The 15,185-nt window shown below is 71.2% G+C and carries 12 protein-coding genes and 1 pseudogene; 10 read left to right on the plus strand and 3 right to left on the minus strand.

Annotation, left to right across the window (positions count from 1 at the left end):
- Positions 1–54 precede the first annotated feature (54 nt).
- The 3 genes and pseudogenes from JYK18_RS24250 to JYK18_RS24260 all read left to right on the plus strand — a co-directional run bounded on the left by JYK18_RS24250 (position 55) and on the right by JYK18_RS24260 (position 4,880).
- Positions 55–654 carry a hypothetical protein gene (locus tag JYK18_RS24250; protein ID WP_206805034.1) on the plus strand — a complete coding sequence of 200 codons (600 nt, stop codon included), beginning with the start codon at positions 55–57 and terminating at the stop codon, positions 652–654.
- Positions 655–885: 231 nt separating this feature from the next.
- On the plus strand, positions 886–1,566 hold the full coding sequence (locus JYK18_RS24255; RefSeq protein WP_206805036.1) for a fibronectin type III domain-containing protein: 681 nt from the start codon (positions 886–888) through the stop codon (positions 1,564–1,566).
- A 57-nt stretch (positions 1,567–1,623) separates the two neighbouring features.
- Positions 1,624–4,880 (plus strand): annotated as a pseudogene (locus JYK18_RS24260) (GH92 family glycosyl hydrolase).
- On the opposite strand, the gene recQ reads toward JYK18_RS24260, so the two are convergent.
- Both recQ and JYK18_RS24270 read right to left on the minus strand, forming a co-directional pair.
- Positions 4,867–6,696, minus strand: coding sequence for a DNA helicase RecQ (gene recQ / locus JYK18_RS24265; protein ID WP_206805038.1), 1,830 nt, complete (start codon positions 6,694–6,696; stop codon positions 4,867–4,869). The pseudogene JYK18_RS24260 and the gene recQ overlap by 14 nt on opposite strands.
- Positions 6,697–6,957: 261 nt before the next feature.
- On the minus strand, positions 6,958–7,980 hold the full coding sequence (locus JYK18_RS24270) for an acyl-CoA desaturase (protein ID WP_206805040.1): 1,023 nt from the start codon (positions 7,978–7,980) through the stop codon (positions 6,958–6,960).
- Between the two features lie 200 nt (positions 7,981–8,180).
- On the opposite strand from JYK18_RS24270, the gene JYK18_RS24275 reads away from it, so the two are divergent.
- The 3 genes from JYK18_RS24275 (at position 8,181) to JYK18_RS24285 (ending at position 9,980) form a co-directional block, all read left to right on the plus strand.
- Positions 8,181–8,345, plus strand: coding sequence for a hypothetical protein (locus JYK18_RS24275; RefSeq protein WP_206805041.1), 165 nt, complete (start codon positions 8,181–8,183; stop codon positions 8,343–8,345).
- 115 nt (positions 8,346–8,460) lie between these two features.
- A complete protein-coding gene (locus tag JYK18_RS24280) occupies positions 8,461–9,645 on the plus strand; it encodes an alginate lyase family protein (protein ID WP_206805051.1) in 1,185 nt (394 codons plus the stop codon).
- Between the two features lie 179 nt (positions 9,646–9,824).
- Positions 9,825–9,980, plus strand: a complete 156-nt coding sequence (locus tag JYK18_RS24285; RefSeq protein ID WP_206805053.1) for a hypothetical protein — start codon at positions 9,825–9,827, stop codon at positions 9,978–9,980.
- A 42-nt stretch (positions 9,981–10,022) separates the two neighbouring features.
- Here the strand turns inward: JYK18_RS24285 and JYK18_RS24290 are convergent, their stop codons facing one another.
- Complete coding sequence (locus JYK18_RS24290) at positions 10,023–10,757, minus strand: SDR family oxidoreductase (RefSeq protein WP_206805062.1); 735 nt, start codon at positions 10,755–10,757, stop codon at positions 10,023–10,025.
- Between the two features lie 245 nt (positions 10,758–11,002).
- On the opposite strand from JYK18_RS24290, the gene JYK18_RS24295 reads away from it, so the two are divergent.
- From JYK18_RS24295 to JYK18_RS24310, 4 genes are read left to right on the plus strand one after another with little or no spacing between them, the layout of a single operon-like run.
- Positions 11,003–12,094 carry an NAD(+)/NADH kinase gene (locus JYK18_RS24295; RefSeq protein WP_307796034.1) on the plus strand — a complete coding sequence of 364 codons (1,092 nt, stop codon included), beginning with the start codon at positions 11,003–11,005 and terminating at the stop codon, positions 12,092–12,094.
- Positions 12,051–13,046 (plus strand): thiamine pyrophosphate-dependent dehydrogenase E1 component subunit alpha, encoded by a 996-nt coding sequence (locus JYK18_RS24300; RefSeq protein WP_206805064.1) that lies wholly within the window; start codon positions 12,051–12,053, stop codon positions 13,044–13,046. Before JYK18_RS24295 ends, JYK18_RS24300 begins: the two co-directional genes overlap by 44 nt.
- A 12-nt stretch (positions 13,047–13,058) precedes the next feature.
- The gene (locus tag JYK18_RS24305) at positions 13,059–14,072 is read left to right on the plus strand and encodes an alpha-ketoacid dehydrogenase subunit beta (RefSeq protein ID WP_206805066.1); all 1,014 of its coding nucleotides are present in this window, start codon (positions 13,059–13,061) and stop codon (positions 14,070–14,072) included.
- Between the two features lie 3 nt (positions 14,073–14,075).
- Entirely contained in the window at positions 14,076–15,185 is a 1,110-nt protein-coding gene (locus JYK18_RS24310) for an acetoin dehydrogenase dihydrolipoyllysine-residue acetyltransferase subunit (RefSeq protein ID WP_206805068.1), read from the plus strand.

A 15,185-nucleotide genomic window follows, 5' to 3' on the forward strand; every position in this document is an offset into this window, starting at 1 on the left:
AGCCCGCCGCCAGACATCCACCAGACCGCCGCCCCGTCTGATTGGAAGTCGCTCATGCCGAGGAAACGCGCCCTGGCGGGGATCGCTTCGCTCTGCGCACTGCTGTCCACCGTGTTCGTGCCGGCGGCCACCGCCCAGGTCGACGGCGGTGGCTGGACCTCGTACTCGCCCTCGTTCACCGAACAGGAACGCGGCTGCGGGCAGATCAGCAACCTGACCTTCACCCTCACCTGCTCCACCGGCAGCGGCGACCAGCGCGCCGAACGCCGCTACGCCACCTACACCGGCGGCACCCGCCAGTTCGAGGGCAGCTTCCGGATCAGCAGCCTCGGCGGCACCCGGATCAGCCTGAAGCAGACCTTCCAGGACCCGAGCGGGCCGTTCTTCATGCTGGCGGTGGAACGCGGTGGCCGGCTCTACGCGGTGCACGGCGGGGACACCGTGGCGACCGGCGCGACCGTGGGCACCACGGTGCGGGTCAACACCGTGCACCAGCCGGGGAACAACCACAAGACCTACGTCAACGGCTCGCTGAAGCACACCGTGTCCAGCCCGGGCGGCAGCTTCTACGACAAGTTCGGCGCGTACCGCACGAACAGCGGCGCTGGCCCGGCGACCGTGGTGTGGAGCGGGATCAAGTTCTGGCGCAGGTGACCACCCGCCGCCCCCGGTGAAACGCCGGGGGCGGCCTCCGCCCTGCCGGGTGCGCCGCCGGGGTGGCTTCCCGCCCTGCCGGGTGCGCCGCCGGGGTGGCTTCCCGCCCTGCCGGGTGCGCCGCCGGGGTGGCCTCCCGTCCTGCCCGGCGATGCGCCGTGGCGGCCTCCTGTCCTGCCCGGTGACCACCGACCCTCCCCTCCCGCCTTCCTGCTTCCCGAGGTCTTTCCCATGCGCAGAACCCTGTTCCTGCTGTCCGCGCTGCTGCTCGCGGGGTGCTCCGCCGAAGCTCCCGAGCCCACCCTGCGTGCCACGCTCGTCGGTTCCGACGACGTCGTGCTCGACTGGCCGCCCGCCGAACCCGGTGCGGCGGGCCGGGTCCTGGAATTCGCCACCGGCGGGGACTACACCGTCCTGCAGTTCATGCCGCCCGCCCAAACGCGGTACACGCACCCCGACCTCATTCCGCACACGCATTTCCAGTACCGCCTGCGCCCCTACGCCGGTCCGGTTTCAGCCACGACCGAAGTCGTGCTCCCACCGGGTGAATTCGACGAAGCGACCCAAGCGCTGAACCACGATTGGGCGGTACCGGTGGTCACCCCGGGCGACCCGGCGACCCAGCACCCGGTGCGGTCGGCCGAAGCCGCGCCCACCGACTTCCGCGCGGTGGTCGAGCACGCCAACGGGATCCGGTTCACCTGGACCGACCACGCCACCGACGAGGAGGGCTACCTGCTGGAACTGCGGACCACCGGCGACTACCGGGTGGCCGCGGTGTTCGAGCCGGACGTCACCTCGGCCGGGCTGATCACCCTGCCGGAGGAGAAGGCGGCGACCTACCGCGTGCGGGCGTTCCGCTACGGCCCGCCGTCCACAGTGGCCGATGTCCGGACCGGACAGGAAGATTGACAGCCCTTCGGCCGCCGTGATTGGTTCCGACAACGATGTCAGCCAGGGAGGCCTGCCATGTTCCGTCGGATCGCGCCCGCCGCCCTCGCCGGCGCACTGGCCGCGGGCACCCTGCTGGCCGCCGGGCCCGCGGCCGCGCAGGAGGACCCGGTCTCCCTGGTCAACCCGTTCATCGGCACGCAGAACTTCGGCAACACCTTTCCCGGCGCGAGCGCGCCGTTCGGCATGGTCCAGCTCAGCCCGGACACCGGCGGCCAGGGCGGGTACGACTACCAGCAGGACGCGATCCACGGCTTCAGCCAGACCCACCTCTCCGGCGTCGGCTGCGGGGTGGCCGGTGAGCTGCCGATCATGCCGACCACCGGCGCGATCGGCTCGGTGAACCCGGACGAGTACCGCTCGAAGTACTCCCACGACGACGAAGAAGCCGAGCCCGGCTACTACCGGGTCGGCCTGTCCACCTACGGCGTCGACGCGGAGCTCACCGCCACCGAGCGCACCGGCTGGCAGCGCCACACCTTCCCGGCCACCGGCGAGGCGAACCTGCTGTTCAACACCGGCAAGGCCAACCAGAGCGTGCACGACTCCGAGGTGCACGTGGTCGGCGACCGCACGGTCGAGGGCCGGGTCCGCGCGGGCGGCTTCTGCGCCGGGCGCGACGACCACACCGTCTACTTCACCGCCAGCTTCGACCGCCCGTTCAGCTCGTTCGGCACCTGGCGCGAGTCGGCGAAGAGCCCGGGCTCCCGCGACGCCGCGGGCACCGGCGGCAACGGTGCCTGGCTCACCTTCGACGCCACCGAGGACCGCGACGTGGTGGTCAAGGTCGGCTTGTCCTACACCGGCGTGGACGGCGCGCGGAAGAACCTGGCGGCCGAGACCGGCGACTCCTACGACTTCGACGCCACCAGGGCGAACCTGCGCGACACCTGGGCCACGCAGCTCGGCTCGATCAAGATCGACGGCGGCGCGCCAGAACGACAAACCGCGTTCTACACCTCGCTCTACCACTCGCTGCTGCACCCGAACCTGGCCGGTGACGTGGACGGCCGGTACGCCGGGTTCGACCGCCAGGTGCACACCGCGACCGGCTACACCCCGTACCAGAACTTCTCGCTGTGGGACACCTACCGCCCGCAGAACCAGCTCCTGGAGCTCCTGCGCCCGCAGGTGGCCAGGGACGTGGCGCTGTCGGTGGTGGCGGCGGGCCGTGACGGCGGCTGGCTGCCGCGCTGGGCGCTGGCCAACAGCGAAACCAACATCATGACCGGCGACCCGGTCACCCCGTTCCTGGTCGAGGCGTGGTCGAAGGGACTGCTGGCCGGGCACGAGGCGGAGACGTACGCGCTGCTCAAGCAGAACGCCACCAGCCTGCCGCCCGCCGAATCGGCGTACAACGGCAGGTCGGGGCAGGAGTACTACGCCGAGCGGGGATACATCCCGTCGGGCCTGGAGTTGGGCGTGGACTGCGCGCACCAGGGCGGGGACAACGACTGCAAGCACCCGGCCTCGGCGACCATGGAGTACGCGGCCGCCGACGCGTCACTGGCGCTGATGGCGGAGGCGCTCGGGCACCACGAGGACGCGGCGATGTTCGCCGACCGCGGCCAGTGGTTCCGGAACCTGTGGGACCCCTCGATCCGGCAGTTCCGCCCGCGCACCGAGGACGGCACCTTCCTCTCGCCGTACAACCCGGTCGACGCCGGGCACCAGTTCCACGAGGGCGGCGCCTACCAGTACCAGTGGCTCGCGCCGCAGGACCCGAACGGCCTGGTCGCGCTGATGGGCGGCAGGCAGGAGACGGAGAAGCGGCTCGACGCGTTCTTCGCCTACGACAAGCTGCTCAGCGATCCGGCCGGGACCGCGCGCGAGGACTGGATCACCGAGCCGTACGACTACTACGGCAAGCCGACCTACAACCCGAACAACGAGCCCGACCTGCTCGCGCCGTACGTCTACGCCTCGGCCGGGGCACCGGCGAAACGGCGACCGTGGTGCGCGCGGCGTACACGCTGTTCACCGCCGGGCCGGACGGCATGACCGGCAACGACGACCTCGGCACGATGTCGGCGTGGTACGTGTTCTCCTCGCTCGGGCTGTACCCGACGATGAGCGGGGCGAACTTCCTCGCCGTGTCCAGTCCGCAGTTCGAGTCCGCGGTGGTCCACATCGGACAGTTCGCGGACCGGCAGGGCGGCACGCTGACGGTGACCGCGCCCGGGGTGAGCGACGCGAACCGGTACGTGCAGAGCCTTTCGCTCAACGGCACGCCGGTGGACAAGGCGTGGCTCGGCTGGGAGTCGCTCGCCCGCGGCGGGAACCTGGCGCACGTGGTCGGCGAGCAACCGTCGGCGTGGGGCACCGCGCCCGGCGCGGAACCGCCGTCGGTGAACAAGGCTCGCCCGGACCAGCGCACGCACCTGGCCGCGTCGCTGCGGCAGGCCACCGTCGTCGCGCCGGTGGGGGACGGGCCGCAGCAGGCCGCACTGGCGCTGGACGTGCTCGGGCAGGCGCCGGTCGGACTGCCGGTGACCGTGCGGACCACGGCACCGGACGGCTGGGCGGTGACCGCGTCGCCCGCTTCCCCGTTCGTCCTGCGGTCCGGGCGGATTCCCACGCAGCAAACGGTTTCGCTGTCGCTGACCGTGCCGGCCGGGACGCCGGAGGGGGAGTACCCGGTGGCCATCGAGGTCTCGGCCGGTGGTGCGGAACCGGTCAACCGCACGGCTACCGTGGCGCTGCGGCCGGGCACCACCTGCGCGAGCGTGGCGGACGGGCAGTGCGCGGTGGACCTGTCGAAGGAGGTCAACCACGACGGCACGGCCTCGGTCTCGGTCCCCGGCGAAGGCAACTTCGACGGCTCGGGCTGGAGCTACGACGCCGCGTTGCTGCCCGCGGCCGGTCCGGTCGACTGGGCCGGAACCCGTTACGCCGCACCGGATCCCACGGGCACGGCGGCGAACTTCGTGGAGGCGCGGGGCCAGGGCGTGTTGCTGCCGGCCGGTTCGCACGAGTCGCTGCGGCTGGTTTCCGCGTCGCACAACGGACCGGTGACCGTCGCGGTCATCGTGCAGTACACCGACGGGACTGGCGTCGAACTGCCGGTGACCGTCGGGGACTGGGCGGGCTCGGCTCCCGACGGGACCACGGTCGCACTGGAGCTGCCGCACCGGATCAAGGCGGGCCAGGGCGTCGACGGGCCACCGGTGCGCCTGTTCGCCCAGTCCCTGCCGCTGGACCCGGCGAAGACCGTGCGCTCGATGACCCTGCCGGACGACCCGCGGGTGGAGCTCTACGCGGTCACGCTTCGCTGAGCGCGTCGAGGATCTGCTGGCCGTACTTGGCCAGCTTGCTCTCGCCGACGCCGTTGACCTGGCCGAGCTGCTCCAGGCTGGCCGGCATCGAGGTGGCGATCTCCTGCAGCGTCTTGTCGTGGAAGATGACGTAGGCGGGCATGCCCTGTTCCTTCGCGGTGGCTGCCCGCCAAGACCGCAGCAGCTCGAACACCGGCTTGGCCTCGGCGGGCAGGTCGGCCTGCTCGCGCTTGGCCTTCGCCACCTTCGCGGCCTTGGCCACGCGCTCCGGCTCGCGGCGCAGGCGCACCTCGCGGCGGCGGCCAAGGACCTCGCCGCTCTCCTCGGTGAGCACCAGCGTGCCGTAGTCGCCCTCGACCGCGAGCAGGCGCTGCGCCAGCAACTGCCGCACCACGCCGCGCCATTCGCCCTCGGACAGCTCGGTGCCGATGCCGAACACGGTCAGCGAGTCGTGGTCGTGCTGGATGACCTTGGCGGTCTTCTTGCCGAGCAGGATGTCGATCAGCTGGCCGGCGCCGAACTTCTGCCGCCGCTCGGTCTGCAACCGGTACACAGTGGACAGCAGTTTCTGCGCGGGCACCGTGCCGTCCCAGGACTCCGGCGGGGTGAGGCAGGTGTCGCAGTTGCCGCAGGGGTCGCTCTTCTGACCGAAGTAGGCGAGCAGCTGCACGCGGCGGCACTCGACGGTTTCGCACAGCGCCAGCATCGCGTCGAGGTGGCTGCCGAGGCGGCGGCGGTGTGCGTCGTCGCCCTCGGAGGTGTCGATCATCTTGCGCTGCTGGACCACGTCCTGCAGGCCGTAGGCCAGCCAGGCGGTCGAGGGCTGGCCGTCGCGGCCCGCGCGGCCGGTCTCCTGGTAGTAGCCCTCGACGGACTTGGGCAGGTCGAGGTGGGCGACGAAGCGCACGTCGGGTTTGTCGATGCCCATGCCGAAGGCGATCGTGGCGACCACGATCAGGCCCTCCTCGCGCAGGAAGCGCGACTGGTGCTCGGCGCGGGTGCGCGCGTCCAGCCCGGCGTGGTAGGGGACGGCGCGGAAACCGTTGGCGGAAAGGAACTCGGCGGTCTTCTCCACCGAGTTGCGGGACAGGCAGTAGACGATGCCCGCCTCACCGGCGTGCTCGGTGCGCAGCAGCTCCAGCAGCTGGCGCTTCGGCTCGTTCTTCGGCGCGATGCGGTACTGGATGTTCGGGCGGTCGAAGCTGGCCACGAAGTGCCGGGCCTCGCCGAGGTTCAGCCGGGTGGCGATCTCGTGGTGGGTGGCCTCGGTGGCGGTGGCGGTCAGCGCGATGCGGGGCACGTCGGGCCAGCGCTCGTGCAGCTGGGAGAGGTTGAGGTAGTCGGGGCGGAAGTCGTGGCCCCACTGGGCGACGCAGTGCGCCTCGTCGATGGCGAACAGGGAGATCTTGCCGCGGTTGAGCAGGTTGACCGTGGACTCGACCTTGAGCCGCTCCGGGGCGAGGTAGAGCAGGTCCAGCTCACCGGCGACGAACTCGGCCTCGACCAGGCGGCGCTCCTCGAAGTCCTGGGTCGAGTTGAGGAAGCCGGCGCGCACGCCCAGCGCGCGCAGCGCGTCGACCTGGTCCTGCATGAGCGCGATCAACGGCGAGATGACCACGCCGACGCCGTCGCGGACCAGGGCGGGGATCTGGTAGCACAGCGACTTGCCGCCGCCGGTCGGCATCAGGACCAGTGCGTCACCGCCGCCGGTGACCTGCTCGATGATCTCCTGCTGCTGCCCGCGGAACGAGTCGTAGCCGAAGACCCGCCGCAGTACCTCGGCCGGTTCGCTCACGGAAAGTCCGGATGCGGTCATGGGGCGATCCTAGGGGTGCGAGTGGCGGCTGACCCCCACTGCCTACCACCCGCCCCCGTCAAAACCACGACCGGCGCGCTTCGAGCCCCCTGAGCCGGGCATGCCGCCGGCGCACCGCCCCAGGGGGCCAGGCCATGCTGTGAATGTGGCTTTCACTGCGGAATCCGCAGTGAAAGCCACATTCACAGCACCAAGCCGGTCTCGAGCACCAAGCCGGTCTCGGCAGGCCAGGTGGGAGCGGCGGCCGGGCCGCGGGGTCACTCAGGCGCGGGCCGCGCGCAGCGGGGCGCCCACCTCGTGCAGGTGCTCCAGCACGTACCGGTACGAGCGCAGCAGGCCGCACTGGGCGTACGGGATGCCCCGCTCGGCGCAGAACTGCCGCACGATCGGCTGCGCGTGGCGCAGGTTCGGCCGCGGCATGTGCGGGAACAGGTGGTGCTCGATCTGGTAGTTCAGCCCGCCCAGCGCCAGGTCCACCCAGAACCCGCCGCGCACGTTGCGCGAGGTGAGCACCTGCTTGCGCAGGAAGTCCTTCGAGTCCTCCTCGGTGGGGGTCGGCATGCCCTTGTGGTTCGGCGCGAACGAGCACCCCATGTACACGCCCCACAGCCCTTGGTGCACCACCAGGAACACCACCGCGATGCCCGGCGAGAGCACCAGGAACACCGCACCGAGGTACAGCACGAAGTGCACCGCGAGCAGCGCGCCGTCGATCCAGCGCGACCGGACCTCGCCCTTCCACACCGCGCGCACGCTGGCCGCGTGCAGGTTGAGGCCTTCGAGCAGGAGCAGCGGGAAGAACAGGTACGCCTGGTACTTGGCCATCCACCGGGTGAACCCGGTCTTCAGCCGCGCCTGGCCCTCGGTGAAGGCGAGCGCGTCGATGTTCACGTCGGGGTCGTCGTGCTCGTGGTTCGGGTTGGCGTGGTGCTGGTTGTGCCCCTTGTTCCACCAGCCGTAGCTCATCCCGATCAGCCCGCCGTGCAGCCTGCCGACGAAGGTGTTCGGCTTGCCCTTCCGGAAGATCTGCTTGTGCCCGGCGTCGTGGCCGATGAACGCCAGCTGCGCGAACACCAGCGCCAGGAACGCGGCCACCAGCAGCTGCCACCAGGAGTCACCGATCAGCGCGAACGCCACCCAGGCACCGGCCATCGCCAGCAGCGTGAGCGTCATCTTCACCAGGTAGTAACCGCGGCGCCGCTCGAGCAGGCCGGCGCCGCGGACCAGCTTCGACAACGCGGCGTAGTCGCCGAGCGTGGGCGGGGTTTCGAGTGAGGTCGGCATGGCCGGCGCTCCCAGGTGCAGTTGCCGAAGACGAAACCGGTTCGGCCACCGGGATACGACAAGCCCTCAACGGGGCCGACTGTACCGGGCGCGGGTTACCGCCAGATGGTCACCGGGTGGAACTCTTTGCCGGAAATTCGCTTGTCGGGGGCCGAATCGCTGGTCACAGTGGTGATCGGGGGAAAACCGAGGAGGGTGTCGTGCGCGAATACGAGTTCGTCAGGATGGGCGGCGAGAGCACGTTCGCCGCGCTGGTCCTGCCCGACGGGGACCGGGCCGAGTCGGCCGTGGTGCTCTACCGGCGTGGCGTGCGCGTCGGCGAGTTCGAGGTGCCCGGCGAGGACGACGGCGAGCTGGCCTCCTGAGCGCACCTGAACGGCGTATTGACCGGTCATGGTCTAGACCACGAAGGTGAGCGGACGGGTCTCCGCTCTCTCCCCGCCGCCGGAGCGAGGCACTGATTCCTCCGGAGGAGAAACCATGCCCGTCCGCTGGCGGCCCCTGTCCGCCCTCCTGGCCTTCCTGACCGCGTTCGCCCTGGCCAGCGTGCCGCAGTCGGCTTCGGCCGCACCACCGTCGTTCACCCACCCCGGCGTCTTCCTCAACCGCGCGCAGCTCGACTTCGTGCGGGACCGGGTCGCCGCCGGCACCCAGCCGCAGGCCGCGGCGTACGCGCAGCTGACGGCCAGCCCGCTCGCCTCGCTGAGCCGCCAGCCCAAGCCGCGGGCGGTGGTCGAATGCGGGCCGTACAGCAACCCCAACCTCGGCTGCACCGACGAGCGGCAGGACGCCATCGCCGCCTACACCCACGCGCTGAACTGGTACATCACCCGTGACAGCCGGTACGCGGCCAAGGCGATCTCGATCATGGACGCCTGGTCGGCGGTGCTCAAGGACCACACCAACAGCAACGCCCCGCTGCAGACCGCCTGGTCGGGCACCTCGTGGGCGAAGGCGGCCGAGATCATCCGGCACACCGGCGGCGGCTGGTCGCAGGCCGGGATCGACCGGTTCGCCACCATGCTGCGGCAGGTCTACCTGCCGGAGATCATCAACGGCCGGGCGAACACGAACGGCAACTGGGAGCTCACCATGATGGAGGCCTCCCTCGGCATCGCGGTGTTCCTGGAGGACCGGGCCGCCTACGACAAGGCGGTGGGCATCTTCCGCACGCGCGTGCCCGCGTTCATCTACCTGCCCGCGGACGGCGCGCTGCCGAAGACCCCGCCGGGGAGCGGGATCGACACCCGGGACGAGATCGTCGGGTACTGGCACGGCCAGCAGACCTTCGTGGCCGGGCTGGCCCAGGAGACCTGCCGCGACTTCACCCACACCGGGTACGGCGTGGCCTCCATCGCCAGCTTCGCCGAAACCGCCCGTCACCAGGGGCAGGACCTGTACCCGGAGATCCAGGAGCGGCTGCGGCACACGCTCGGTTTCCACGCGAAGTACGAGCTGGGCGAGCCGGTGCCGTCGTCGATCTGCGGTGGCAGCGTCAAGCGGGGCCTCGGGCCGGTGCCGGAGGTGGCCTTCGCCGCGTTGAACACGCGTCTGGGCATCCCGATGTCGAACACGCAGAAGCTGGTCGAGCAGCAGCGCCCGGCGGGCACGAACAGCCTCTTCGTCGCCTGGCAGACCCTCACCCACGCGGGGAACCCGAACTGAGCCATTAATTCGGTTGGCGCGCGCGGCGGGGCTTGCTAACTTGGTCGGGTGATCTGATCCAGCAGAACCCGCCGCGCCGCCGTTCCCGTGCCGCGCGTGCCTCACTTCCTCGGTAGCCCCAGCGGCTCGTCTTTCCCGGCCACCGTGCCGTGTTTCCACCAAGGCGAGGAGGTTTCCTCATGCGTGCCAACCCTTTCCACGAAAACGAAGTCACCCCGGCGCCGGCGAACCGGCGTGAGCGCCGCGCCGCGCGGTCCGGGGGCAAGATCCCCGACCGCGGCAGGTCCACCCCTGTCGTGCTGCCGCGCCAGTACGCCGTCCGCCGCCGCGGGTGACTCCATGCCGTGGCGGGCTCAGGCGAGCCCGCCACGGCTTCACTACCTCGTCGCCGCCGGGCGCACCACAATCTCGTTGACGTCCACTTCGGACGGTTGGGCCACGGCGAAGGTGATCGCCTCGGCCACCGCCGCGGCGGGCAGCGCGATCTTCCGGTACTCGACCATGCCCGCGGCCGCCTCCGGATCGGTGATGCTGTCGGCCAGTTCGGACTCGGTGACCCCGGGCGAGATCACGCTCACCCGCACGTCGCCGCCCGATTCCTGGCGCAGGCCCTCGGAAATCGCCCGCACGGCGTACTTCGTCGCGCAGTAGACCGCCGCCGTCGGCACCACCTCGTGCGCGCCGATCGAGGCCACGTTCACGAACTGCCCCGACCCCTGTGCCCGCATCACCGGCAGCGCGGCGGCGATGCCGTGCAGCACGCCCCGGATGTTCACGTCGATCATCCGGTCCCACTCCTCGACCAGTCCGGCGTCCAAAGAGGACAACGGCATCACGCCGGCGTTGTTGACCACCACGTCCACCCGGCCGTACCGCTCCCGCGCGAACTCGACGAAGGCGCGGAAGCCGGCCAGGTCGGTCACGTCCAGTTCCCGGTACTCCGCCGACCCGCCCGCTTCGCGGATCGCCCCGGCCAGTTCCGCCAGCCGGTCGGCCCGCCGCGCGCCGAGCACCACCCGGTGCCCGGCCGACGCCAGCCGTAGCGCGGCCGCGTGCCCGATGCCGCTGCTCGCGCCGGTGATGAGGACGATCTTCTCGGTTGCTTCGCTCATGACACCGAGTCTCGACCGCCCGGCCCGCCTGCGGCAGGACGCCGTTTTCCCGGGTGCCCCACACCCAGGATTGTTGGCCGCGCCTCCGGCACGGCGGCGAGGTCGCTCTGGATCCGGTCGCTGGGCCGGACCACGCCACGCCGCTGGGGCGACCTGGCGCGGCCCGGCCCAGCGACCGGCGCGACCTCGCGTTGCAACCCCCTGCAACCCTTCCCGCGCGCGGAGCCGGGAGGTCTGATGGCAGCGTGACGGTGCAGCCACAGCCGACGATCGGGATCGTCGCGAACCCCGCGTCCGGGCGGGACATCCGCCGACTGGTCGCGCAGGCCTCGGTGTTCCCGACCGCGGAGAAGGCGAACATGGTGCGCCGCCTGCTCGCCGCCTTCGCCACCACCGGCGTGGGCCGGGCCCTGCTCTCCACCGACCTCGGCGGCATCTCCGCCGCGGTGCTGCGCGCCGCCCGCACCCGCCGCCCCGGCAAGGACGCGCCCTGGCCGCGGATCGAGTTCTGCGAGGACGACCCGCTCACCGGCGACGCCCGCGACACCACCAACGCCGTGCACCGGATGGTCGACGCCGGCGCCCGTGTGATCGTCTGCCTCGGCGGCGACGGCACCGCCAGGGTGGCCGCCGCGGCCTGCGGTGACGTGCCCCTGCTCGCCCTGTCGACGGGCACCAACAACGCCTTCCCGGAGATGCGCGAGGCCACCGTGGCCGGACTGGCCGCCGGGCTCGTCGCCACCGGGGCGGTCGACCAGAGCACGACCGTGCGCCGGGCGAAGGCGCTCGAAGTGCGCGCGGGGGAGCGCACCGAGCTGGCACTGGTCGACGTCTGCGCGTCGCTGTCGGCACACGTCGGCTCGCGCGCGCTCTGGAACCCCGCCGAGCTGACCGAACTGTTCTGCACCTTCGCCGAGCCCGACGGCATCGGGCTCTCCAGTGTTCCCGGGCTGCTCTGCCCGGTGCCGCACCTGGCGAAGAACGGGGTCGCGCTGCGGCTCGGCCCGGTCGACCAGGCGCGCTTCGTCGTCGAGGCCCCGATCGCGCCGGGGCTGGTGGTCCCGGTCGGCGTGCGCGACTGGCGCCCGCTGCGGCCGGGGGACACCACCGAGATCGTGCTGCCCGGCGGCGTGGTCGCGGTCGACGGGGAACGGGAGATCGAAGTCGGCGCGGCACCGGTCGAGGTGCGCCTGCGACCGGGGCCGCGCTGCGTGGACGTGCCCGCGGTGCTCGCCGAGGCGGCCCGCCTCGGCCTGCTCGTCCGGCGGAACCATCGAGAAGGGAGCGTCAACGATGACGGACACCTTGCCCACACCGGTGACCGGTGGTCTGGCTGAGAACCGGTTGCTCGAGGCGTATCGCCTGATGCGCACCATCCGCGACTTCGAGGAGCGGGTGCACGACGAGTTCGCCACCGGGGAGATCCCGGGCTTCGTGCACCTCTACGCCGGTGAGGAGGCCTCCGCCACCGGGGTGTGCCTGCACCTCGACGAGCGCGACTCGATCGCCAGCACGCACCGCGGGCACGGGCACTGCATCGCCAAGGGCGTGGACGTACCGGCCATGATGGCCGAGATCTACGGCCGCAAAACCGGTTCGTGCCACGGCAAGGGCGGCTCGATGCACATCGCCGACCTGGCCAAGGGCATGCTCGGCGCGAACGGCATCGTCGGCGGCGGGCCGCCGCTGATCTGCGGCACCGCGCTGGCCGCGAAGCAGAAGCGCACCGGTGGCGTCGGCGTGGCCTTCTTCGGGGACGGCGCCAGCAACCAGGGCACCACGCTCGAAGCGCTGAACCTGGCCTCGGTGTGGAACCTCCCGGCGATCTTCGTGGCGGAGAACAACGGGTACGCCGAGGCGACCGCGAGCACCTGGTCGGTGGCCGCGGACAACATCGCCGACCGCGCCGCCGGCTTCGGCATGCCAGGCGTGATCGTGGACGGCTTCGACTTCTTCGCCGTGCACGAGGCGGCTGGTGAGGCGATCGAACGCGCCCGCGAGGGCGGTGGCCCGACGCTGATCGAGGTCAAGTTCACCCGCTACTTCGGCCACTTCGAAGGCGACCAGCAGAGCTACCGCGCCGACGAGGTGGCCAGGGCACGCGAAACCCTGGACTGCCTCAAGCGCTTCCGCGGCCGGGTGGTGGAAACCGGGCAGCTGACCGAGGCCGCGCTCGACGAGATCGACGCCTCCGTGGCCGCGCTCATCGACCGGTCCGTCACCGAGGCCAAGGCCGCGCCGAAACCGGACGCGTCCGACCTCGAAACCGACGTCTACGTCTCGTACTAGGAGGGTCCGGCTATGGCACGCACGATCAGCTACCGCGAGGCGATCAACGAAGCCCTCGCCCAGGAGATGGAACGGGACGAGTCGGTCATCGTGCTCGGCGAGGACAACGCCGGTGGCGCGGGCAGCCCCGGTGACGACGACGCGTGGGGCGGCGTCCTCGGCGTCACGAAGGGGCTCTACCACCGCTTCCCTGGCCGCGTGCTGGACACGCCGATCTCCGAATCGGCCTTCGTCGGCGCGGCCGTCGGCGCCGCCACCGCCGGGCTGCGGCCGGTGGCGGAGCTGATGTTCATCGACTTCATGGGCGTCTGCTTCGACCAGATCTTCAACCAGGCGGCCAAGTTCCGCTACATGTTCGGCGGCAAGGCGGTCACCCCGGTGACCATCCGCACCATGTACGGGGCCGGGCTGCGGGCCGCGGCACAGCACTCGCAGGTGCTCTACCCGCTGTTCACCCACATCCCCGGGCTGAAGGTGGTCGTTCCGTCCAGCCCGTACGAGGCGAAGGGCCTGCTGATCCAGTCGATCCGGGACGACGACCCGGTGATCTTCTGCGAGCACAAGGCGATGTACGACATGGCGGGCGAAGTGCCGGAGGACAGCTACGCGATCCCGTTCGGCGAAGCCAACGTCGTGCTCGACGGCGACGACGTGACGATCGTGGCGCTCGGGCGCATGGTGCCGGTCGCCGTCGAAGCCGCGCGGGAGCTGGCGGCCTCCGGCATCTCGGCGGAGGTCATCGATCCGCGCACGACCAGTCCGCTGGACACCGAGACGATCCTGGAAAGCGTCGAGAACACCGGCAGGCTGGTGGTGGTCGACGAGGCCTCGCCGCGCTGCAACCTCGGTACGGACATCTCCGCGCTGGTGGCCAGGGAGGCCTTCGGCGCGCTTAAGGGTCCGATCGAGCTGGTCAGCCCGCCGCACACGCCGGTCCCGTTCGCCGATTCGCTGGAGGACCTCTACCTCCCGGACGCGCAGAAGGTCGTGAACGCGGCCAAGTCCGTGGTGGACTGGAAGCGCTGAGGCATGGCGGAGATCAGCAAGGTCATCATGCCGAAATGGGGCCTGTCCATGGCCAGCGGCAAGATCACCGAATGGATCGTGGCCGAAGGTGACGTGATCGGCGACGGCGACGACCTCGCCGAGATCGACACCGACAAGATCGCCGGGGTGCTCGAAGCCAGCGACGAGGGCGTGCTGCGCAGGGTGGTCGCCGAGGTCGGCGAGGACGTGCCGGTGGGCGGCACGATCGCGCTCATCGCCCCGGCTTCGGTGCCGGACGAGGAGATCGAGGCCGCCGCCCGCGTGGCGCGGGAGGAACTCGACTCGGGCGCCGTCGAGGAAGCGGCGGGTCCGGAGGCCGGGACGGTCGAGGTCGACGGGCGCACGCTGTCGTACGCCACCCTCGGAGAAGGCGCCGACCAGGTGGTGCTGGTGCACGGGTACGGCGGCGACAAGAACTCGTGGTTGTTCGTGCAGGAACCGTTGTCCGAGAACGCCGTGGTGCACGCGCTCGACCTGCCGGGCCACGGCGAGTCCACAAAGGACGTCGGCGACGGCTCGGTGGACGTGCTCGCCGCCGCGGTGCTCGGTTTCCTGCGGGAGAAGGGGATCGAGCGCGCGCACCTGGTCGGTCACTCGCTCGGCGGTGCGGTGGTCACCGCGGTCGCGGCCAAGGAACCGGCGCGCGTCGCGTCGCTGACGCTGGTCGCGCCCGCCGGGTACGGCACCGAGATCAACGCCGGTTACCTGCGCGGGTTCGCCGCGGCGAAGTCGAGGCGCGAGCTGAAACCGCACCTGGGCGACCTGTTCGCCGATCCGGCGCAGGCCACCCGCCAGCTGGCCGACGACCTGATGAAGTACAAGCGCCTCGACGGCGTGGACCAGGCGCTGGACGCCCTGCTGGGCACCCTGCTGGACGGCGATTCGCCGGGCATCGACGCGCGGCCGTGGCTGTCCGGAGTGGACACACCGGTCGAAGTGGTGTGGGGCACGCGCGACGCCGTGCTGCCGGTGGCCAACGCCGCCGTGCTCGGCGAGCGGGTCCGGCGGGTGGCGGACGCGGGGCACATGGTGCACCTGGAGAAGCCGGGTGCGGTGGTGGACGCCGTGAAAGCGGCGAAGGGCGGGGGATGA

Source organism: Amycolatopsis sp. 195334CR, assembly GCF_017309385.1.
Taxonomy (GTDB): Bacteria; Actinomycetota; Actinomycetes; order Mycobacteriales; family Pseudonocardiaceae; genus Amycolatopsis.

Coding starts and splice junctions, on each gene's coding strand:
- JYK18_RS24250 (WP_206805034.1), top strand. CDS start 55: ATGCCGAGGAAACGCGCCCTGGCGGGGATCGCTTCGCTCTGCGCACTG.
- JYK18_RS24255 (WP_206805036.1), top strand. CDS start 886: ATGCGCAGAACCCTGTTCCTGCTGTCCGCGCTGCTGCTCGCGGGGTGC.
- recQ (WP_206805038.1), bottom strand. CDS start 6,696: ATGACCGCATCCGGACTTTCCGTGAGCGAACCGGCCGAGGTACTGCGG.
- JYK18_RS24270 (WP_206805040.1), bottom strand. CDS start 7,980: ATGCCGACCTCACTCGAAACCCCGCCCACGCTCGGCGACTACGCCGCG.
- JYK18_RS24280 (WP_206805051.1), top strand. CDS start 8,461: ATGCCCGTCCGCTGGCGGCCCCTGTCCGCCCTCCTGGCCTTCCTGACC.
- JYK18_RS24285 (WP_206805053.1), top strand. CDS start 9,825: ATGCGTGCCAACCCTTTCCACGAAAACGAAGTCACCCCGGCGCCGGCG.
- JYK18_RS24290 (WP_206805062.1), bottom strand. CDS start 10,757: ATGAGCGAAGCAACCGAGAAGATCGTCCTCATCACCGGCGCGAGCAGC.
- JYK18_RS24300 (WP_206805064.1), top strand. CDS start 12,051: ATGACGGACACCTTGCCCACACCGGTGACCGGTGGTCTGGCTGAGAAC.
- JYK18_RS24305 (WP_206805066.1), top strand. CDS start 13,059: ATGGCACGCACGATCAGCTACCGCGAGGCGATCAACGAAGCCCTCGCC.
- JYK18_RS24310 (WP_206805068.1), top strand. CDS start 14,076: ATGGCGGAGATCAGCAAGGTCATCATGCCGAAATGGGGCCTGTCCATG.